The sequence below is a fragment of the Pseudomonas sp. LJDD11 genome (assembly GCF_024584215.1).
Taxonomy (GTDB): domain Bacteria; phylum Pseudomonadota; class Gammaproteobacteria; order Pseudomonadales; family Pseudomonadaceae; genus Aquipseudomonas.
Map to the genome: position 1 here is coordinate 308,448 of NZ_JANJFL010000003.1, position 22,217 is coordinate 330,664.

General features: G+C 60.6%; 15 protein-coding genes. 3 read left to right on the forward strand and 12 right to left on the reverse strand.

The window, feature by feature from the left end:
- Nucleotides 1–101: 101 nt before the first annotated feature.
- From NRB16_RS06285 to NRB16_RS06300, 4 genes are read right to left on the reverse strand one after another with little or no spacing between them, the layout of a single operon-like run.
- Entirely contained in the window at nt 102–1,301 is a 1,200-nt protein-coding gene (locus NRB16_RS06285; protein WP_045490916.1) for a hybrid sensor histidine kinase/response regulator, read from the reverse strand.
- Nucleotides 1,295–1,906: a chemotaxis protein CheB gene (locus NRB16_RS06290; protein WP_257105722.1), complete on the reverse strand. Its 612-nt coding sequence runs from the start codon at nt 1,904–1,906 to the stop codon at nt 1,295–1,297. Before NRB16_RS06290 ends, NRB16_RS06285 begins: the two co-directional genes overlap by 7 nt.
- Nucleotides 1,903–2,724, reverse strand: coding sequence for a protein-glutamate O-methyltransferase CheR (locus tag NRB16_RS06295; RefSeq protein WP_373568434.1), 822 nt, complete (start codon nt 2,722–2,724; stop codon nt 1,903–1,905). Before NRB16_RS06295 ends, NRB16_RS06290 begins: the two co-directional genes overlap by 4 nt.
- Nucleotides 2,725–2,772: 48 nt before the next feature.
- Nucleotides 2,773–6,294, reverse strand: a complete 3,522-nt coding sequence (locus NRB16_RS06300) for a response regulator (RefSeq protein ID WP_257105724.1) — start codon at nt 6,292–6,294, stop codon at nt 2,773–2,775.
- Nucleotides 6,295–6,548: 254 nt separating this feature from the next.
- Between NRB16_RS06300 and NRB16_RS06305 the strand changes: the two genes are divergently transcribed.
- From NRB16_RS06305 to NRB16_RS06315, 3 genes are all read left to right on the forward strand, one after another.
- Nucleotides 6,549–6,914, forward strand: coding sequence for a response regulator (locus tag NRB16_RS06305; protein ID WP_045490912.1), 366 nt, complete (start codon nt 6,549–6,551; stop codon nt 6,912–6,914).
- Nucleotides 6,901–8,214, forward strand: coding sequence for a glycosyltransferase (locus NRB16_RS06310; protein WP_257105725.1), 1,314 nt, complete (start codon nt 6,901–6,903; stop codon nt 8,212–8,214). The genes NRB16_RS06305 and NRB16_RS06310 overlap by 14 nt, the downstream gene beginning before the upstream one ends.
- Before the next feature lie 65 nt (nt 8,215–8,279).
- Nucleotides 8,280–8,441: a hypothetical protein gene (locus NRB16_RS06315; RefSeq protein WP_257105726.1), complete on the forward strand. Its 162-nt coding sequence runs from the start codon at nt 8,280–8,282 to the stop codon at nt 8,439–8,441.
- 72 nt (nt 8,442–8,513) lie between these two features.
- Here the strand turns inward: NRB16_RS06315 and NRB16_RS06320 are convergent, their stop codons facing one another.
- The 8 genes from NRB16_RS06320 to tpx form a co-directional block, all read right to left on the reverse strand.
- Nucleotides 8,514–9,068 carry an MgtC/SapB family protein gene (locus NRB16_RS06320; protein WP_257105727.1) on the reverse strand — a complete coding sequence of 185 codons (555 nt, stop codon included), beginning with the start codon at nt 9,066–9,068 and terminating at the stop codon, nt 8,514–8,516.
- Nucleotides 9,069–9,481: 413 nt separating this feature from the next.
- Nucleotides 9,482–10,228 (reverse strand): SDR family oxidoreductase, encoded by a 747-nt coding sequence (locus NRB16_RS06325; protein ID WP_257105728.1) that lies wholly within the window; start codon nt 10,226–10,228, stop codon nt 9,482–9,484.
- A gap of 71 nt (nt 10,229–10,299) precedes the next feature.
- Nucleotides 10,300–12,432 (reverse strand): bifunctional diguanylate cyclase/phosphodiesterase, encoded by a 2,133-nt coding sequence (locus NRB16_RS06330; RefSeq protein WP_045490908.1) that lies wholly within the window; start codon nt 12,430–12,432, stop codon nt 10,300–10,302.
- Nucleotides 12,433–12,546: 114 nt separating this feature from the next.
- Nucleotides 12,547–14,004, reverse strand: coding sequence for an efflux transporter outer membrane subunit (locus tag NRB16_RS06335; RefSeq protein WP_253112570.1), 1,458 nt, complete (start codon nt 14,002–14,004; stop codon nt 12,547–12,549).
- A complete protein-coding gene (locus NRB16_RS06340; protein ID WP_045490906.1) occupies nt 14,001–17,108 on the reverse strand; it encodes an efflux RND transporter permease subunit in 3,108 nt (1,035 codons plus the stop codon). The genes NRB16_RS06335 and NRB16_RS06340 overlap by 4 nt, the downstream gene beginning before the upstream one ends.
- A complete protein-coding gene (locus tag NRB16_RS06345) occupies nt 17,105–20,215 on the reverse strand; it encodes an MdtB/MuxB family multidrug efflux RND transporter permease subunit (RefSeq protein ID WP_257105729.1) in 3,111 nt (1,036 codons plus the stop codon). The genes NRB16_RS06340 and NRB16_RS06345 overlap by 4 nt, the downstream gene beginning before the upstream one ends.
- Entirely contained in the window at nt 20,212–21,516 is a 1,305-nt protein-coding gene (locus tag NRB16_RS06350; RefSeq protein ID WP_253112577.1) for an MdtA/MuxA family multidrug efflux RND transporter periplasmic adaptor subunit, read from the reverse strand. The genes NRB16_RS06345 and NRB16_RS06350 overlap by 4 nt, the downstream gene beginning before the upstream one ends.
- Nucleotides 21,517–21,710: 194 nt before the next feature.
- Nucleotides 21,711–22,211, reverse strand: coding sequence for a thiol peroxidase (tpx, locus tag NRB16_RS06355; RefSeq protein WP_253112580.1), 501 nt, complete (start codon nt 22,209–22,211; stop codon nt 21,711–21,713).
- Nucleotides 22,212–22,217 lie beyond the last annotated feature (6 nt).

Consider the following 22,217-nt stretch of genomic DNA (forward strand, 5'->3'; position numbering starts at 1 on the left):
TGCCTGACAATTTGCGATTGTCGTGCAAAAACCGGCCCCCAGCCTGTTACGCCTGCGGCAGGGCTATGACCCTGCGCACCACCAAGGCATATAACCGCCTGTTAAACGACCGGCTGCAACGGCAGGCAGAGGCTGAACGTCGAGCCCTTGCCCTCTTCGCTCTCCACCAGTAGCTCACCGCCGTGGGCCATGACGATCTGTTCGGAGATAAATAGTCCAAGCCCCAGCCCGGCGACTGCATGGCCGGCGTTGACGCGTTCGAATTGCTGGAAGATCCGCGCCTGATTCTCGGCGGAAATACCAATGCCCTGGTCCGTCACATCGACCCGCGCCTGGTTGCGGCGGCTGTCGACGTAGACCCTGACGACAATCGGCTTGCCGGCGCCATAACGCAACGCATTGGTCAGCAGGTTGGCCAGCACTTGTTCAATACGAAACTCGTCCCACACGCCGATGACCGCCTCACAGGTGGTCAACTGCAGGCTGCAGCCGGCTGCCGCCACTTGCGCGGCAAAACTTTCCAGCAAGTTACCGACCAGTTCACCGAGATCAAACGCGCTGGTGCGGATCGACAATTTGCCGGTGCGGATCCGCGAGACATCGAGCATGTCTTCGATCAGCCGGATCAGGCTCTGAATCTGCCGCTCATCACGTTCGACCATGCCGCGCAGCTTGTCCATGCTGAACGCCGCTTCGTTGTTCTTGGCCAGATGCAGTTTGCGCAGCTGGGTTTCCAGAATCAGCCCGTTGAGCGGCGTACGCACTTCGTGAGAGACAATCGACATGAAATCGTCGCGCATGCTCACGGCGCGCTGCAGCTCGGCCTGGGCGCTCTGCAGTTGCTCCAGCAGCACCTGCTGTTCCTGGCGGGCCTGTTCGAGCGCCTCGACTTGTTGCTTCATGGCCTTGCGCTGGCGGTACAGCTCGACGAACACATTAACCTTGCTCTTGACCGCATGGATGTCCAGCGGTTTGTGCAGGAAGTCCACCGCACCACTTTCATAGCCCTTGAACGCATAGTTCATCTCGCGACCGGCAGCGGTGACGAACACGATGGGAATACTCTTGGTCTTTTCTGTGCCGCGCATCATCTCGGCCAGCTCGAAACCGTTCATGCCGGGCATCTGTACATCCAGAATCGCCAGCGCAAACTCATGCTGCAACAGCAGCGACAACGCGGCATCGGCCGACAGCGCCTTATAAACGATGCGGTCTTCACGGCGGATCAACGCTTCGAGGGCCAGCAAGTTCTCCGGCAGGTCGTCGACGATCAGCAGTTTTGCCTGGATCTGACTCAGCATGCAATTCGTTCCAATTGGGTCAGCAAGGCCCTGATCTCGGACAAGGGCAACAGGTAATCGGGGGTCTGCAAACGCAGCCCGGCTTCAGGCATGGCCCGCGCTACAGCGGTCTGCGGGTTCTGGATCACGGTCAGGCCGCCAAACGTCTTGATCCGCGCCAGGCCACGGGCACCATCATCATTGGCACCGGTCAGCAACACACCGGCAAGCCCTGGGCCATAGGCGTCGGCTGCCGACTCGAACAGGATGTCGATACTGGGGCGCGAGTGAAACACTTTGTCTTCCTGACTCAACGATAGACTCAGATCATCCTCCACCGACAGGTGATAGCCCGCCGGCGCGAAATACAGAGTGCCGGCAAGGATAGCTTCCTTGTCCCGCGCCTCACGGACCGCAATCGGCAACCGGCTCTGGAATACCTGAGCCAGCTGACTATTGCGTTGTTCCGGCAAATGCAGCACCACCAGAATCGGCAGGCGAAAGCCGGCCGCGATGCCTTGGGTCAGTGTGAGCAAGGCCTCGACCCCACCCGCTGACGCACCAATCACCACCGCCTGCACAACCGGCAGCCCGCCAGCAGCGTGCTCATCGAAGTGGGTTTTCATGACTTGCGGTAGATCCGTTCCGGCTTGATCAGCGTCTCGAACACGTCGCTGTAGGCCGAGAAGTCCAGTGTTTCCTTACTGCCCAGCGACAGGAAACCGCGATGACACAGCGATTCATGGAACAGCCCGAAAGCCCGATCCTGGAGCTTCTTGTTGAAATAAATCAGCACATTGCGACAAGAGATCAGGTGCGTTTCGGAAAATACGCTGTCGGTCGCCAGGCTATGGTCAGCGAAGGTGACGTTCTCGCGCAGGCTCTTGTCGAAGATCGCGTAATCGTAGGCCGAGGTGTAGTAGTCCGACAGCTCGCCCTGACCGCCGGCCAGCCGGTAGCTCTGCGCCCAGCCGCGTACGCTGTCCAGCGAGAAGATGCCTTGCTTGGCCTTGTCCAGCGAATAGGGATTGATATCGGTGGCGTAAATAATGGTGCGCTCCAACAGGCCTTCTTCACGCAGCAAAATGGCCATGGAGTACACCTCCTCACCCGTGCTGCAACCGGCAATCCAGATTTTCAGCGATGGGTAAGTGCGCAGCAGCGGCACCACTTCCTGACGGATCGCCAGAAAGTGTGACGGGTCACGAAACATCTCACTGACCGGGATGGTCAGCCATTGCAGCAGTTGCATGAACGCGGCCGGGTCGTGCAGCACACGCTCTTGCAAGGCCGAGATGGTGCCGCACTCGAACTGACGCAGGGCATGTTGCACCCTGCGTTTGATCGAAGCACCGGAATACTCGCGAAAATCGTAGCTGTATTTGAGGTAAATCGCCTCAATCAACAAGCGCAGCTCGATATCGACGTTTTTGTCATAGGACATGTACAAACCTGAGCAGGTAAATCAGCGTGCTGCTTTGGCCGCACGCACTCAAATACGTTCCATTTTCGGCAGCCATACCCTGATCAGCGAAAACAGCCGGTCCAGATCGATAGGTTTGGCCAGATAATCATTGGCCCCGGCCTGCAAGCAACGCTCCTGATCGTCCTTCATTGCCTTGGCGGTGACTGCAATGACCGGCAGTTTGCGCCAGCGCGGATCCTTGCGAATCTGCGCAGTGGCTTCGAAGCCGTCCATCTCGGGCATCATCACATCCATCAGCACCAGGTCGATATCCGGGACCTCGTTAAGGCGGTCGATGGCTTCCAGGCCATTGCGCGCCACTTCCACCACCGCGCCTTTGTGCTCCAGGGCGCTGGTCAGGGCGAAGATATTGCGCACGTCGTCATCGACCACCAGGATGCGTCGCGCCTCGAACACCTTGTCGCGGCTGCGGGCGGTCAGCAGCATCTTCTGCCGTTCGTTGGACAACTGCGACTCGACCTTGTGCAGAAACAACGTCACTTCATCGAGCAGCCGCTCCGGCGAGCGTGCGCCCTTGATGATGATTGAGCGCGAATACTTCATCAGCTCGGCTTCTTCATCACGGGTCATATTGCGCCCGGTGTAGACAATCACCGGCGGGAACGAACGAATGCCTTCGCCGGCCATGCGCTTGAGCAGTTCGTTGCCGAGCATGTCCGGCAGCTTCAGGTCGATGATCATGCAGTCGTAGACGTGCTCGCGCAGCAGGTCCAGCGCCTCCTGGGCAAAGCCCACCGCGGTGATCTCCACGTCGTCGTCACCGATCAGCCGGGCAATGCTGTCGCGCTGCAACGCATCGTCCTCGACCAGCAGCACACGCTTGAGCTTCTGGGTCAGCTTGGCTTCAAGCTTGGCAAACACATCCTTGAGTTCTTCACGAGTGGTGGGTTTGACCGCATAGCCAATGGCGCCCATATGCAGCGCCGCTTCCTGACGGTCCTCGACAGAAATCACATGAACCGGAATATGCCGGGTGCCGGGCTGTTCCTTGAGGCGCTGCAACACGGTCAGGCCGGAGTGATCCGGCAGGCGCATGTCGAGCAGGATCGCATCGGGCGAGTATTGCACCGCCAGATCAAACCCCTCATCGGCCGCATGGGCGACCAGGCAGCGGTAACCCAGTTCGTGCGCCAGATCAAAGAGGATCTGCGCGAACCTCACGTCGTCCTCGATCACCAGAATGCAACGCCCCACAAAGGGCGCCAGCTCACGATCATCCGCGAATGTTTGCAGCGCTGGCTCGCTCGGTTTTGGCGTTGCCAGCGCCGGTTGCGGGGTGCTGACCGGCAAGGCGGCGGCGCTTAAACTCGCCACTGGCGTGCTGACCACCGGGCTAATGACGTGCTCGCTGCCCTCGCCGGAGGCGACCCAGACCTGGGGCATCAACAGGGTGAACACGCTGCCTTTGCCCAACGTACTCGAGACGCTGATCGAACCACCCAACAGGGCGGCCAGGTCGCGGGAAATCGACAGCCCCAGCCCGGTGCCGCCATATTTACGATTGGTGGTGCCATCAGCCTGATGGAACGCCTCGAAGACACTGAGTTGCTGATCAGCGGCGATCCCGATTCCGGAATCACAGACAGCGAACGCCACGCCGCCCTCAGGCCGCGCCGAAGCGATCAGGCTGACGCTGCCTCGCTCGGTGAACTTGACTGCGTTGGACAGCAAGTTCTTGAGAATCTGCTCCAGGCGCAACGCATCGGTGTGCAGCAGCGCAGGCGTACCGGGTTGCAGCTCGACACTCAATTGCAACTGCTTCTGGCGGGCCAGTGGCTGGAACATTCGTTCAAGCCCTTCGAGCAGTCGCTCCAGGCTGCAGTTTTCCGGCCGCACTTCAAGTTTGCCGGCCTCGACCTTGGCGATATCGAGGATATCGTTGATCAGGTTGAGCAAATCGTTGCCCGCCGAATAGATCGACTCGGCAAATTTGACCTGTTCGTCACTAAGGTTGCGAGTCGGATTCTCCGCCAGCAGCTTGGCGAGAATCAGCGAACTGTTGAGCGGCGTACGCAGCTCATGGGACATATTGGCCAGGAACTCTGACTTGTAACGGCTGGAGCGCTGCAATTGGTCGGCACGGGCCTGCAATTCGATCTGCGCATTGCTCAGTTCGTCATTGTTGCGGTCCAGCGCATCACGCTGCTCGGCCAGCGCCTGGGCCTGCTCGGCCAACTGCACATTGGTCTGCTCCAGTTCTGCCTGCTGGGTTTCCAGATGTGCCTGGGATTCCTTGAGGATCCGTGATTGCTCTTCAAGCTCCTCATTGGCGGTGCGCAATTCTTCCTGCTGCACCTGCAGCTCTTCGTTGAGCTGCTGGGTTTCGCTCAGCACCTCTTGCAGCCGCTGACGATAACGCGCCGCTTCGATGGAGGTACCGACATTGCCGGCCACCAACTCAAGAAACTCGATGTCACGCTCAGCCAGAGGACGCAGAAAGCCCAGCTCAATGACGCCGTTGACCTGCTCGTCATTGCGGGTCGGCACAATCACCACGCTGGACGGGTTGCCAGTACCCAGCCCGGAGCTGATCTTGAAATAATCGGTGGGCAGCGAATCGAGGGTCAGGATTCGTTGTTCATCGACCGCCTGACCAATAACTCCTTCACCGGCGTACAGCGATTGCTCGTGTTGTTCCTGCTCGCGAGAAAAACCGTAAGCGGCCACCCGGACCAGGCCGCCGTGCTCCTGGCGTACGTAAACTGCCGCCACCGCAGCGCCCATGTAGCGAGCAAAAAACTGCAGCACGTTGCGACCGACCAGATTGAGGGTCAACTGACCGATCACCTGCTCGGCCAGCTCACTTTGACCATTACGCAGCCAGGCGACCTTCTCCAGACGCTCGGCATTGTCTTGCTGCAGCTTCAGGTTGGCGCCGTAAGTGTTTGACAAGGTGAGCAAATCGCGACGCCCCATCCAGGCCAGGATGGCACTGACACTGAGCACAAAGACCAGGTACAGGCTCACCGACAAAATGGTAATGCGGGTGACGTCGGCGTTGCGATTCAGACGCAGCTGCTGTTCCATGGCCACGGCCTGGTCGTACTCGCCACGGATCTGATCGGTGATGCGCTTGCCGCGCCCGGCGCGGGTCGGTGTCAGGAAGTCACCGCTGCTGCGGCGCAACTGGATCATTTCCTGGGCAAAGCCCTCCCACTCATCCTGCAGGGTCGACAGACGGCGGAAACGGTCCAGTTGCGTCGGGTTGTCGGTAACCAGCGTCTGCAAACCTTGCAGCTCGGCCTTGAGCAGCGGCCGGGCGACCTCATAGGGGTCGAGAAACTGCGCATCGCCAGTGAGCAGATAACCACGCAGGCCGGTTTCCATGTCAATCGACAGTTTCAACGAGCGGTTGGTGTTGTTGATCACCCGATCGGTGTGCTCGACCCACTGGATCGCGGCCAGCAGGTAGTTGATCAGAATGATGAAAAACACCGCGCTGAGCACGCCCACACCCAGTGGCAGGCTGACGTTACGTCCCAGTAATTTGCGAAAACGCTGTTCATCGACGTTGGACGGACGATTCATGAAAAATCCCTGATGGCCCGGTGAAATGACACAGTGTGACGCAAACTTAACAAAAAGATTCCGTTTTCGCTCATACGGGATTGAAATTTCAGACATAAATTGGCAATAAGTCGCCTGCATCACACAATGGTGACGATTAACGGGAGCAGCACTATGGCGCAGAGCCATTAAGGGAACTTCTGACGGTGTTTTACTTACAGACATAGGGAGTCACAGCAATGTGGCTTTCAATGCCATTTTTTAGGGAGTTACCCATGCCAGCCCAAACCAGCACCATTCTCGTGGTCGAAGATGACGACATCGTGCGCATGCTGATTGTCGATGTTCTGGAAGAACTCGAGTACGCCGTGCTGGAGGCCGAAGACGGCGCTGCCGCCCTGAAAATGCTCACTGACAGCGCAGTGCATATTGATCTGCTGATGACCGACCAAGGCCTGCCTGATATGAAAGGCACCGACCTGGCCGGCCAGGCGCGCCAGATCCGCCCGCAGGTGCCGGTATTGTTCGCCAGCGGCTATGCAGAAATCATCGATATTCCCGAAGGCATGCATTCAATTGGCAAGCCCTTCTCCATCGACCAATTACGCGACAAGGTAAAACACATTCTTGGCAACCCATGATCCACACCACCACGCCGGGCAACTGACCCGCCTGTTGTTTATCGGTTACGTCTGGCCGGAACCACGCTCTTCTGCCGCCAGCGGTCACGTGATGCAACTGCTGCAGTGCTTCATCGAACAAGGCTGGCAGATCACGTTCGCCAGCCCGGCCACTGAAGGACCGCACAAGGCCGACTTGCGCAGCCTGGGTATTGATGAATGCAGCATCGAGCTCAATAACAGCAGTTTCGACACCTTTGTCAGCGAACTTGACCCACATATTGTGGTGTTCGATCAATTCATGATCGAGGAGCAGTTTGGCTGGCGAGTCGAAAAACAGTGCCCTGGTGCACTGCGCATCCTTGAAACCTCGGATTTGCAGAGCCTGCGCCATGCGCGCCAGGCAATCTTGCGCGATATCCTCAAGGCTGATGCGCAAGGCGCTGATTTAACCGAGCTTTTCAAGCCGGATCACGACGGTTTATTTACCCGCATGGCCGCCAGCGACCTGGCTCAGCGCGAAATCGCCGCGCTCTACCGTTGCGACCTGAACCTGATGACCTCTGACGTTGAAATGCAGTTGCTCAACGAGCGCTTCGGCGTTGCGGCGCAGCTTCTGCACTGGTGCCCATTGATGCTCGAAGGCAGCCCGGCCAGCACAACCGGCTTTGCCGAGCGAGCGCACTTTCTGAGCATCGGCAACTTTCGCCACGCGCCGAACTGGGACGCGGTGCTATGGATGAAAAATGCCGTATGGCCGCTGATCCGCAAACAATTGCCTCACGCGCAGTTGCATGTGTATGGCGCCTACACGCCGCCCAAAGCCACCTCGCTGCACAATGCGGCGCAGGGCTTTCTTGTCAAAGACTGGGCCGAAGATGCCCTGCAGGTCATGGCGGCGGCCCGTGTGTGCCTGGCGCCACTGCGCTTCGGTGCTGGCATCAAGGGCAAGCTGATCGACGCCATGCTGTGTGGCACCCCCTCAGTAACCACACCGATCGGCAGCGAAGCCATGCAGGGCACCCTGCCCTGGCCCGGCATGATCGCTGAAACGGCGCAAGCCATTGCTGACGCTGCCGTGCAGCTGTATCAGGATCAACCGAGCTGGGAGCAGGCGCAGCGCGACGGCTGGCAGTTGCTGCAAACACGCTATGGCTACTCGACCCACTGCGCGAGCCTGATCGGACGCATTGAGCAGTTGCGCAATGACTTGCCACGCCATCGCCTGAACAATTTCACCGGGGCCATGCTGCGTCACCATCAGCACAAAAGTACCCAGTACATGGCGCAGTGGATCGAGGCCAAGAACCGCCTGGCGTGAATCAGCGGGAATTTTGCCCGCAGCGGCAAATCGAACCTTAGACATTCCCCTGCCAGGAGAGCCCGATGAACATTCCAATCCCGCCTGAAGCACCGGATCCGAATATCGACGATCCGCTCATTCCTGTTCCGCCAACCGAAGAGGAACCACCGCCCATTGCCCCGCCTGCCGACAAGGGCACACCGATGGGCGATCCACCCAGCGAAGAAGCACCGGCGAAACTATGAACCGGCCGGAGGCTGACGGTCAGCCTCCGTCTCGAGCCACCGGTGCGGCCGGTTGCGATCGCGCTCACACGCTCAGGACACTTCCTGGCGGTCGGTATGCTCGTTATCTGCCTCAGCCCCGTCGCCATGATTCTTCGATTTAGGCTCTTGACGGTCCACGACATGCGGCACCAGGCTGAGAATGCCCAGAGCCAGCAAGGTGCTGAGGATCGCCATCACTTCACGGCCCATGCCTGCGGCCACGCCGATGGCGGCGGTCATCCAGAGTCCTGCGGCGGTGGTCAGGCCCTTGACCTGGGAGATATTTTTGGCGTGCTCCTTGAGGATGGTGCCGGCGCCAAGAAAGCCGATGCCGGCGACGATACCCTGAATGACCCGGCTCAAGGCAGTGTCGTCGGCGCCGGCCATGTCCGGGGCGAGGACGAACAAGGCGGCGCCCATGCTGACCAGCATGTGGGTGCGAACACCGGCGGCCTTGCCGCGATGCTCACGTTCGAAACCGAGGATGCCGCCAAGGATCGCGGCAGTGGCCAGGCGCAGCGTCACGCGGGTCAGTTGCTCGATATCGCCAATATCGGCGAACTCCGATTGTACGGTTGCCAGTACCTGTTGCCACCACGAATTCATGACCGCTCCTTGGCGTGGGTTTATCGCGGTCACATTAGGGGTTGTCGGCCAGCCATGCAAATCTGCCAAACCTGCGTGGCCGGTTATTGATCCTCTCGTAGGAGCAGCTTCAGCTGCGAAGCCTTCGCAGCTAAAGCCAATACTGTTCAGTTAAGTCCACAAATCTCGGTGGGAGGCAGCTCTGCTGGCGAAGACGGCGGCGCATTCGCAGCAGATGCTGTGACTTTACTGGCCTCTTCGCGAGCAGACCGGGGCGCCGGCCGGCTCTTCCCACCGGGTCCGCAGTGCTTATTTGAACAGTATTGCGGCCAAAGCCGGTCCTACGTGGCTCCATGTGTGCTGCGCGACAGCGCGGCACCGAGACGGCGGGCAATCTCCTACGCGATACCCATTAAAAATCAGTGGCTTTCAATTCAGCGCCCGCCGCCGACATCAATAAACGTGCCGGTCGCATAGGACGCCTTGTCCGAGAGCAGCCATATGATCGCCTCAGCCACTTCCTGTGCGGTTCCGCCCCGGCGCATCGGCAGGTCGCCTTCGAGCTTGCTGACCCGGAACGGGTCGCCCGAGTGAACGTGAAAATCGGTAAAGATATAGCCTGGACGCACCGCGTTGACGCGGATGCCCTGCCCGGCAACCTCTTTGGCCAGGCCAATGGTAAAGGTATCCAGCGCGCCCTTGGACGCCGCATAGTCGACGTACTCGTTCGCCGCACCCAGCCGTGAGGCCACGGAACTGATGTTGACGATACTGCCACCCTGCCCGCCGTGCTGCGGTGACATGCGCAGCAGTGCATGTTTGCTGCACAGGATCGGGCCGACCACGTTGCTCATCATGATCTTGAGCAGACGAAACTCCGACATATCTTCGACCCGTGACGCGTGGGAGATGCTCGCCGCATTGTTGACCAGGTGGGTGACCGGCCCCAGTTCGGCATCGATCCGGGAATAGAGGCGAATGATCTCGTCCTCGTTACTGACATCGGCCTGCACGGCAATCGCCTGCGCGCCCAGTGCGCGGACCTGGCTACAGACCTGCTCGGCAGCACTGTGATCAGAGAGATAGTTGATACAGATTCGATAGCCTTCAGTGGCAGCCAGCAATGCGGTGGCGGCGCCGATGCCACGAGAACCGCCAGTAACGAGAAGCACTTTTTCCATATTTTTTTCTTGTGATCCGATAGGAAACGGGAGTATCCGACTGCCTGAGCGGTATTGGCAATCGGCGGGTATCAAATTGCCGGTAGCTCTGCAGCCCGCACGCGTTGCTCAGACGCCTGGACTTCTTCGAGAAAGCGCTGGGCCGGCAACGGTTGGCCCAGCAGGTAGCCTTGCAGCGAATCACACCCCAGGCGGGTCAGGAAACTCTGCTGGACATCGGTCTCGACCCCCTCGGCGACGATCCGCAGGTCCAGCGCCTGGCCCAACGCCACAATCGCCGACACAATGGCCGCGTCGTCACTGTCGTGCTCAAGGTCATGAACAAAGCCCCGGTCGATCTTGATCTCGTTGGCCGGCAGACGCTTGAGGTACATCAGGCTGGAATAACCGGTGCCAAAATCGTCGATCGACAGGTCCACGCCCATTTCAGACAGCTTGTTGAGCACGGTCATGCTCGCATCGGCGTCATTCATGGCCGTGCTCTCGGTGATTTCCAGGGTCAGGCAGTTGGCCGGCAGCCGATGCCGCGCCAGCGTATCGCTGACCACATCCACCAGCCCGGCATGACAGAACTGCAAGGCCGACAGGTTCACCGCGATCCGCCAATGCTGGTAACCGCGTGCCAGCCACAGGCTCATTTGCTGGCAGGCCTCATCCAGCACCCATTCACCAAGAGGAATGATCAACCCGGTCTTTTCCGCCAGGCCGATAAAACGATCCGGGGCCAGCAAGCCGTGCTGCGGATGGTTCCAGCGCAGCAACGCCTCGGCGCCCACCGGCAGGCCGCTCAGCGCGTCGAATTTGGGCTGGTAATACAGACAGAATTGCCGCTCTCTGATCGCCACCCGCAGCTCCTGAAGCAACTGCAACTGGTTGCGGGCGTCGGTGTTCATCGACGCCTCGAAAAAGCTGTAACCGTTCTTGCCATTGGCCTTGGCGTGATACATGGCGGCATCGGCGTTCATCAACAGCTCGTGCTGATCGGCGCCATTACCAGGATAAAGGCAGATACCGATGCTCACCGAGACGTGCAAGGTGTGCGCATTGACATCGAACGGCTGGGAAATGACCTCGACCAGACGCGAGGCCACGGCCACCGCTTCGCCAACATCATCCAGTTCCATGAGCAACACAAACTCGTCACCGCCGATGCGCGCCAGGGTGTCCTGGCGATGCAGATTGGCGCGCAGGCGCTGGGCAACATCGCGCAGCAGTTGATCACCAATATAATGGCCAAAGGCATCGTTTACCGGCTTGAAGCCATCCAGGTCCATGAACATCAGGGCAAAACTGCTGTGGTTTTTCTGCGCGGCGCGCATGGCCTGATCGATACGGTCGGTGAGCAGCACCCGGTTCGGCAGCCCGGTCAGATTGTCGTGCAACGCCAGGTGGGTCAGTTCCTGATTGGCCCTGGACAGTGAATTGGCAAGGATGGCCGTGCGTGCTTCAAGCCGGGCATCCAGTACCGAGGTCAGCAAAGCAATGCTCAGCACCGCCAGAGTGGTGACCAGCACCAGCTTGTCCAGGCCATCGGTCTTCAGGCCGTCAGTCAGCGCAGCGCAGAAACTGCCGTCGGCAAAGCTGGCTGCCGCCATGCCGGTGTAGTGCATGCCGACGATCGCCAGGCCCATGACCAGCGCGGCCGCGCAACGTGCCAGGTAAACATACGGGGTGTTTTGCCGCAGACTGAACGCGATCCACAACGCCGCGGCTGAAGCGGCCACGGCAATCACCAGCGACAGGCCGAACAGCAGCGGATCGTAGTTGATCATCGGCTGCATGTGCAGCGCGGCCATGCCCAGGTAATGCATGCAACTGATGCCTGCCCCCATCAGCAAAGCACCGAGGGCCAGGTGCGAGAATGGCAACGTTGGCTGGCTGACCAGCCACAGCGCAAAGCCCGATGAAAGCATGGCGATCAGCAGCGAACCCAGTGTCAGCAGCAGGTCATAACCCAGCTCGATGGGCAGCACGAAGGCCAGCATGCCGATGAAGTGCATCGACCAGATACCGATGCCCATCGCGAACGCGCCGCCGATCATCCACAGGTAGGCACTACGGCCTTTGGCAGTGGCCACACGACCGGCCAGATCCAGCGCCGTATAGGACGCCAGGACTGCGACCAGGATGGAGATAATGACCAGCGAGGGAACGTAGCTGCCAATCACGGGGAATGCCTCATGACGTAGACCGGGTAAGCGCATCCATGCCAATCACAATGGGGATGATTCTACCCGCTTCCACGCCAACCGATAGGCTCGCCCCGACAAAAAGTGGCAAATAGCCAGAAAAAATGCCGTTTCTCGGTCAAGCCGTGATCATTGCGCCTGGGAAGACTCCAGGCCCTGCCAGCCGCCGCCCAGCGCCGCGATCAGTTGCACGCTGGCCACCAGTCGGCTTTGCAGGACATTCAGCACACTGCGCTCGTTGCTCAGCGCCGTAGCCTGGACATTGACCACGTCCAGATAGCCGATCAGGCCGGCCTTGTACTGGTTGTCGGTCAGGCGCAGCGACTCACGCGCAGCCGCCAGTGCTTCGTCACGCACGCCCGCCTCCTGCTCATAAACCTTGAGCTGGACCATGTAGTTCTCGACCTCCTGAAAGCCGGTCAGCACGGTCTGGCGATACTGGGCGACGGTCTGATCATAGACCGCTTCGACCCGGTCGACTTCCGCCGAACGCTTGCCGGCATCGAACAGGGTCAGGGCCAGTTGCGGCCCCACCGACCAGAAGCGGTTGGGCAGGCTGATCCAGTTGGAGAACGAGCTGCTGCTGTAACCGCCACTGAGGCTCAGGGTCAGGTCGGGAAAATAAGCGGCCTTGGCAACGCCGATATTGGCGTTGGCCGCCATCACCGAACGCTCGGCGGCAGCGATGTCGGGACGTCGCTCCAGCAGCGTCGAGGGCACCCCCACCGGAATGGCCGGCAATGGCGGGATGTCATCGGTCGCCGCCAGATTGAACTCGGCCGGGGCCATGCCCATCAGCACGGCAATGGCATTTTCAAACTGAGCACGCTGCCAGACCAGATCGATCAGGTCTGCCTCAGTGCTCTTGAGCTGGGTGCGTGCCTGCGCCACCGCGTCGGGTCCGGAAACCCCGGCGCGGTACTGGTTTTCGGTGAGTTTCAGCGAGCGCTGGTAGGCCTGGACCGTCGCTTCGAGCAGACGCTTTTGCTCATCGATCACCCGCAGTTGCAGGTAATTCTGTACCAGCTCCGACTGTTGGCTCAGGCGCATCGCGGCCAGATCCGCCTCGCTGGCCTCGGCGTTGGCCTCACCCGCCTCCAGGCCGCGACGCAACTTGCCCCATACATCGGCCTCCCAGCTCACTCCCAGTTGCGCGTTGTAAGTGTCGCGGATGCCGCTGCTGTTGTTCGACAGGCTTGAGCTGCTGCTACCGGTGCCCTGCGCCGAGCGGTTCTTGCCGGTGGTCAGGTTCAGGGTCGGAAACAGCGAAGCCCGGGAACTGCGCACCAGCGCCTGAGCCTGGCGGTACTGAGCCTCGTACTGGGCGACGGTCTGGTTGGAGGCATTAAGGCGCTCGACCAGTTGGTTGAGCTGCGGGTCCTGGTAGATTTCCCACCAGGCGCCACGCGCCAGCGCGTCGCTCGGCGCCGCCTGACGCCAGCCGTCGGCAGCCTTGAACTGCGCCGTGGCGATGACCTGCGGTACCTGGTAATCGGGGCCGACGGCACAGCCACTGAGCAACAGCGCGCACAGGCAGGCCGCCAGCGGACGCAGGCGCAAGGATGGAGTGGCCGGGCAATGAGTCATAGCGGAGTTTCCAGGGCAGCATCAGTACGCACGCCGCGCCAGTCGTTGAAACGATGGCGCAGACGATCGAGATAGAGGTAAACCACCGGAGTGGTGTAAAGGGTCAGGACCTGACTGAACACCAGGCCGCCGATGATGGTCAGCGCCAGTGGCTGGCGCATTTCCGAACCTTCGGCGGTGCTCAGCAGCAGCGGCAGTGCGCCAAGGATGGCCGCGATGGTGGTCATCAGGATCGGCCGCAAACGCTGCAGGCACGCCTGATGGATCGACTCCTGCGGACTCATGCCGTTGTCACGCTCAAGTTGCAGCGCCAGGTCGATCATCATGATCGCGTTCTTCTTGACGATGCCGATCAGCAGGAACAGACCGAGCAAGGAAATCAGGCTGAACTGCGAACCGACCACATAGATACTCAACAAGGCACCTACTCCCGCCGACGGCAAGGTCGAGAGGATGGTCAATGGGTGTATGTAACTCTCGTAGAGGATGCCCAGCACCAGATAGACCAGCACCAGCGCACCGAGAATCATGAACGGCTGGTTCTTCTGGGCCTTGGCGAAGGCATCGCCGGTGCCGCCCATTTTCGAGATCACATCGGTGGGCAGACCCAGACCGGCCACAGCACGCTCGATGGCCATGGTGGCAGTGTCCAGGCTAACGCCTTCGGCCAGATCGAACGAGATATCTTCCGAAGCAAACAGCCCTTCGTGAGAGACCCGGTCATTTTCCAGGCTGCGCTCGTAATGGGCAATGGTCGACAGCGGCACGCGCTGACCGTCGGCGGTGATCACCCGGATCTGCTCAAGCGTACTGGGGTCCTGGGCGTACTTTGGATTGACCTCCATGACCACCTTGTACTGGTTGAGGGTGTCATAGATGGTCGAAACCTGGCGCTGGCTGTAGGCGTTGTTCAACACCGCAGTGACCATTTCCATATCGATGCCCAGACTTTTGGCCCGATCACGGTCGACGATCAGCGTGGTCTGTTGTGCACCCCGGCCTTCCCGGGCATCGATGGCCGTCAACTCCGGCAGGCCGCGAAACGCCGCGACCACTTTCGGATACCACTCACGCAGCAGGGCCAGATTGCCGCTCTGCAACACGTACTGGTACTGGGAGCTGGCCTGTTCGCGCACACCACCGACCTGGATGTCCTGCTCGGCCTGCAAAAACAGCCGCCCGCCCGGTACTGGCGGCAGGTTCTTGCGAATCCGCTCGACCACTTTGTCTGCCGAGAGCTTGCGCTCGCTGATGGGCTTGAGGCGCACGATCATGAACGCGTTGTTGATCCCGCCTTCACCGCCAATAAAACCGGCCACGCTCTGCACCGCAGGGTCAGCCAGCACAGCGCGCCGAAAGATTTCCATCTTCGGCTGCATGACCCGGAACGACAGGCCGTCATCACCCCGGATGAACGCCATGATCTGGCCGGTATCCTGCTGCGGCAGGAAAGTCTTGGGCACGATCACGAATAACGCGACATTACCGGCGATGGTCAGCAACAGGCTGGCCAGGGTCAGTCGCGGATGGCGCAGCACCCAGCTCAGGCTGCGATCATAGGCCACCACCATGCGGGCGTTGACCCGGTCGCTCCAGCGCTGGAACCCGGTGCGCTCATGTTCGACTTCAGGCTTGAGCCAGCGCGCACAGAGCATCGGAGTCAACGTCAGCGACACCACCAACGACACCAGGATCGCCACCGAGAGGGTGATGGAAAACTCACGGAACAGGTTCTCGATCATCCCGCCCATGAACAGAATCGAGATGAACACCGCCACCAGCGACACGTTCATCGCCAGCAGGGTGAAGCCCACCTCTTTGGCGCCGACAAACGCGGCTTGTAGCGGCGACTTGCCTTCGTGGATATGTCGGGAAATATTCTCCAGCACCACAATAGCGTCGTCCACCACCAGACCGGTGGCGAGAATCAGCGCCATCAGCGACAGGTTGTTCAGGGAAAACCCGCACAGATACATGATCGAGAACGAACCGACCAGCGAGATCGGCACCGCCAGGGTCGGGATCAGCGAGGCCCGCAGGTTACCGAGAAACAGGAACACCACCATGATCACCAGCACCACCGCGATCAGCAAGGTCAGCTCCGCTTCATGCAGGGTGGCCTTGATCACCAGCGAGCGGTCCTGGGCCACCCCCAGTTTGACACTGGCCGGCATGACCGCCCGCAGTGACGGCAGGCGGTCCTGGATCTGCTGCACGGTTTCGATGATATTGGCCCCTGCCTGGCGATTGATCACCAGCAGTACCGCCTTCTCATCGTTGAAGAAACCGCTGTTGTAACGGCTCTCGACGTCGTCGCGAACTTTGGCGACATCCGCCAGGCGCAATACCGAACCATCCTGGTAACGGATGATCAGCGGTGCGTAATCCTTGGCCTTGCTCAGTTGATCGTTGGCCTGTACCTGCCAGTTGTGCTGGTCGTTTTCGACAAAGCCTTTGGGACGGCGTACGTTGGCCGCAGTAATGGTGTTGCGCACATCGTCCAGCGACACCCCGTACTGCTCAAGCAGATGCGGTTCGACTTCGACCCGCACCGCCGGCAGCGAACTGCCACCGATGCGCACCTCACCGACGCCCTGCACCTGGGACAGGCTCTGGGACAGGATGGTCGAGGCCAGGTCGTAGAGCTGGCCCTTGCTCAGCACCTCGCTGGTCAGTGACAGCACCATGATCGGCATCTGTGACGGGTTGACCTTCTTGTAGGTCGGCATGCTGCGCATCCCGCTGGGCAGCAGATTGCGCGAGGCATTGATACCCGCCTGAACCTCGCGGGCCGCGGCATTGATGTCAGTGCCCTGGTCGAAAGCCAGCACCACTCGGGTCGAACCCTGGCTGGAATTGCTGCTCATCGAGCTGACCCCGGCAATCGTACCCAGGGTGCGCTCCAGCGGCGTGGCGACGCTCGACGCCATGATTTCCGGGCTGGCGCCGGCCAGGCTGGCCGATACCACGATCACCGGAAAGTCCATGTTCGGCAGCGGCGCGACCGGCATCAGGCGAAAGGCAAACCCGCCGATCAGCATGATCGCCAGGCTCAGCAGCATGGTCGCGACCGGTCGTTTTATAAAAGGCGCCGACAGGTTCATGCGTCAGCCTGTGGCGCAGCGTGCGCGGTGTCAGGCTTACGGCCCCAGCGACGCCCCAGACGGTCGAAGTACAGGTAGATCACCGGGGTGGTGAACAGGGTCAGGATCTGGCTGACCAGCAACCCGCCGACCATCACCAGCCCCAGTGGCTGGCGCAGTTCGGCACCTGAACCGGTGGCCAGCATCAGCGGCAAGGCACCGAACAATGCCGCCAGGGTGGTCATCAGGATCGGTCGAAACCGCAGCAGCGCCGCTTCATAGATTGCCGTGCGGCTGTCCAGCCCGCGGTTGCGTTCGGCATCCAGGGCGAAGTCGATCATCATGATCGCGTTCTTTTTCACAATGCCGATCAGCAAAATGATGCCGATGATCGCGATCATGCCCAGGTCGTTGCCACTGAGGATCAACGCCAGCAACGCGCCTACCGCCGCCGACGGCAAGGTCGAGAGGATGGTGATCGGGTGAATGTAACTCTCGTAAAGCACCCCGAGCACGATGTACATGGTCACCACCGCCGCCAGGATCAGCAACAGGGTACTCGACAGCGAGGCCTGGAAGGCTTCGGCAGCGCCCTGGAAGCGGGTCTGCACGCCCAGCGGCACGCCGATGTCTTTCTGGACCTGTTCGATGACTTGCACCGCTTTGCCCAGCGAGACGCCCGGTGCCAGGTTGAACGACATCATCACCGCCGGGAACTGGCCAAGGTGACCGATCGACAATTGCGCCTGACGCTGCTCTACCCGCGCCAGGCTGGACAGTTTGACCTGGCGATCATCGGTGGTCTTGACGTAGATCTGCTCCAGCGCCTGGGGCCCCAGCTCGTTGGAGTACGCCGACTGCAGCACCACCCGGTACTGACTGGCCTGGGTATAAATGGTCGAAATCTGCCGCTGACCGAAGGCGTCGTACAACGCATCGGTAATGTTGGCGGTGGTCACCCCCAGCCGACTGGCGGCATCGCGGTCGATGGCCAGGTACACCTGCAAGCCTTTGTCCTGCAGGTCGCTGGCCACGTCGATCAGTTCGGGGCGCTGCTTGAGCGCCTGCAGCAGGCGCTCGCTCCACTCGCCCAGCAGTTCGGCGTCCGGTGACGACATGCTGAACTGATACTGAGTGCGGCTGACCCGGTCTTCGATGGTCAGATCCTGCACCGGTTGCAGGAACAACCGGATGTCGGCCAATTGGTCCAATTGCGGTTGCAGACGCTGAATCACCTGGGCGGCGGTCAGGTCACGCCCACTGTGCGGCTTGAGGTTGATCAGCATGCGCCCGCTGTTGAGCGTGGCGTTATCACCATCGACACCGATATAGGACGAAAGGCTTTGCACCGCCGGGTCCTTGAGAATGATCGCCGCCAGGGCCTGCTGGCGCTCACTCATGGAGGTGAACGACACCGATTGCGGCCCCTCGCTGATGCCCTGGATCACCCCGGTGTCCTGCACCGGGAAGAAGCCCTTGGGCACCGCCATATACAGCACCACGGTCAGCGCCATGGTGCCGATCGCGACCAGCATGGTCAGTGCCTGATGATTGAGCACCCAGCGCAGCTTGCGCTCGTAGGCTTCGATCAGCCAGTCCAGCCAGGCGCCGCTGGCCCGATAGAACTTGCTCTGTTCTTCTTGCTTGGGTTCGCGCTTGAGCAGGCGGGCACACATCATTGGTGTCAGGGTCAGCGACACCACCAGCGAAATCAGGATCGCCACCGCCAGGGTGATGGCAAACTCGCGGAACAACCGGCCCACCACATCGGCCATGAACAGCAGCGGAATCAACACGGCGATCAGCGACAGGGTCAGCGACACCAGGGTGAAGCCGATTTGCCGGGCGCCCTTGAGCGCAGCCTGAAACGGCGTCTCGCCCTCCTCGATGTGACGCGAGATGTTCTCCAGCATCACAATCGCATCGTCCACCACAAAACCGGTGGCGATGGTCAGCGCCATCAGCGTCAGGTTGTTGATCGAGAAACCGGCCAGGTACATCACGCCAAAGGTGCCGATCAGTGACAGCGGCACCACGATTGACGGAATGATCGTGGCGCTGATCCGGCGCAGGAACAGGAAGGTCACCATGACCACCAGAATCACCGCGAACATCAACTCATGCTGCACGTCGGTGACGGCGGCACGAATGGTCTGGGTCCGGTCAGTGAGCACCACCACTTCCAGGCCGGCCGGCAGGTTGTCGGTGATCTGCGGCAGCATCGCCTTGATCCGGTCGACCACCTCAATGACGTTGGCCCCTGGCTGACGCTGGATGTTCACCAGCACTGCCTGATTCTGGTTGGCCCAGGCCGCCAAGCGGTCGTTCTCGGCACCGTCGACGATCTGTGCAACGTCCTTAAGACGCAGCGGCGCACCGTTTTTATAGGCGACGATCAGGTTGGCGTATTCGGCGGCCGATTTTAGCTGGTCATTGGCGTCGAGCATCGAGGTCAGAATCGGACCGTCGAAGTTGCCCTTGGGCTGGTTGACGTTGGACGCGCTGATCAAGGTGCGGATATCGGCCAGGTTCAGGCCATTGGCCGCCAAGGCCTGCGGGTTGACCTTGATGCGCACCGCCTGGCGCTGGCCGCCGGCAATGCTGACCATCCCCACGCCGGTCACCTGGGAAATTTTCTGCGCCATGCGGGTGTCGATCAGCTCGTTGAGCTGCGGCAACGGCATGGTCTTGGAGCTGACTGCAATGGTCAGTACCGGGGTGTCGGCCGGATTGACCTTGTTGTACACCGGTGGTGCCGGCAGATCGCTGGGCAACAGGTTGCTGGCAGCATTGATCGCGGCCTGGACTTCCTGCTCGGCGACGTCCATCGACAGCTCAAGGCTGAAACGCAAGGTAATCACCGAGGCGCCACCGGAGCTGTTGGAGGCCATCTGGGTCAAGCCGGGCATCTGCCCGAACTGGCGCTCCAGCGGCGCGGTCACCGCACTGGTCATCACCTGCGGGCTGGCACCGGGGTACAGCGTGATCACCCGGATGGTCGGATAATCCACCTGCGGCAAGGCCGAAACCGGCAGCAGGGTGTAGGCGATCAGGCCGGCCAGCAAGATCGCCAGCATGCTCAGCGTGGTGGCGACCGGGCGCAGGATGAACAGGCGGGAGATATTCATGCTTGGCTGTTTTCCACCGCGCCGGCAGAAGCCGAGCCTTCACCGGCTTTGCCGGGCTTGCCCTGCAGTTTCTGGCTCGGCGTGGCCGGCACGTCCTTGCTGTCGGAGACGATCTCGACCTCAGTACCCTCGCGCAGCCGGTCGGTGCCTTCGAGCACCACTTGGGTGCCGGCCGCCAGGCCTTCAGTCACCACGGTGTAGGTCTCATTGCTCGGGCCAGTCTTGAGCAGGCTGATCTTGACCTTCTTGTCATCGCCCAGCGAGTAAACAAAGGTTCCTTTGGTGCCGTACTGCACCGCAGCGGTGGGCACCAGCACGGCCTGCTTGAGGGTGTTGGCCAGCAGCCGCACGTTGACGAACTGGTTAGGCAACAGCGATTCATCGCGATTATCAAAGCGTGCCTTGAATTTCAGGGTGCCAGTGGTGGCGTCAATCTGGTTGTCGAGACTGGCCAGCACGCCACTGCCCTGCTGCTTCTGATCACCCCGGTCCCAGGCCTCGACCGGCAGCTTGTCGCCACTGCGATAGCGCTCTATGACCGCCGGCACGTCGGTTTCCGGCAAGGTGAAGGCCACCGAGATTGGCTGGGTCTGAGTGATCACCACCAGTGCGGTGGTGTCGTTGGCCGCGACCAGGTTGCCCAGATCGAGTTGTTTGAGGCCTACCCGACCGCCAATCGGGGCACGGATTTTAGTGAAATCCAGATTCAGCCGCGCTTCGTTGACCGCGGCCTGATTGGTCTTGATCGTGCCCTTGTACTGGTTGACCAGCGACTCGGCGGTATCGAGGGTCTGCTTGGCAATGCTGTCTTCGCGGTACAGATCGCGGTAGCGCTGCACATCGAGCTCGGCGTTACGCAGCAATGCCTGATTGGTCGCCAGCGTGCCTTCAGCCTGTTGCAGGGCAATCTGGTAAGTACGCGGGTCGATTTCCGCCAGCAGGTCACCGGCCTTGACCATCTGGCCTTCCTGGAAGTGGATCTTGATCAGCTCACCGGCCACCCGGCTGCGCACGTTGATGGTGTTGGTCGCTGTGACCGTACCCAGCGCCTTGTAATAGATCGGGAAGTCCGCCTGAGTGGCGGGAGCAACCCGCACCGGCACTGCCTGGGTCGAGCCACCGAAACCGGGGCGGGCCATGCCGCCACGCCCGCCTGAATGGCCCGCCTCGGCGGTCTTGTGCGGCGTGGAGGCCGGCCAGAACCACCAGCACAGGCCGATGATCGCCAGCAGGACCAACAGACTAACCAACCAGCGACGAGAGTTACGGGGACCAGACGATTGCATGAATAAATCAACCATTGCAGGTGGGGGCTTTTTCGAAGGCTGAACAATAAGCACAGATGAGATTCAAGCAAAGCGCCTTTACCAAGCGCTTACCTTCGCTAACCATCTGATACGCAAATGAAAACGGCCTGGATCACAGACCGGCGAAATTTCGTTGATGAAACGAAACAGCGCCGGCCGATTCTCAGGCCGTCAGGCAGCGCGAGGTGTTATTTGAGGACGGAAAGCGCCGCATCATAATTAGGCTCTTCAGCGATCTCGCCCACCAGCTCGGTGTGCAGGACCTTGTCGTTCTCGTCGAGCACGACCACAGCGCGAGCGGTCAGGCCGGCCAGCGGGCCATCGGCAATCGCAACACCGTACTGGCTGGCGAAGCCGGCAGCGCGGAACGTTGACAGGCTCTTGACGTTTTCCAGACCTTCGGCGCCGCAGAAGCGTGCCTGGGCGAATGGCAGGTCAGCCGAGATGCACAACACCACGGTGTTGGCCAGTTCGTTGGCCTGGGCATTGAACTTGCGCACCGAGGTGGCGCAGGTCGGCGTGTCGACGCTTGGGAAGATGTTCAGCACTTTGCGCTTGCCGGCCAGGTCAGCCAGCGAAACCTCGGCCAGGCCAGCGCCGACCAGGGTAAACGCCGGGGCAGTGCTGCCGGTGGCAGGCAGTTCGCCGTTGATGCTGACCGGGTTGCCTTTGAGAGTTACTTGAGCCATGAAACA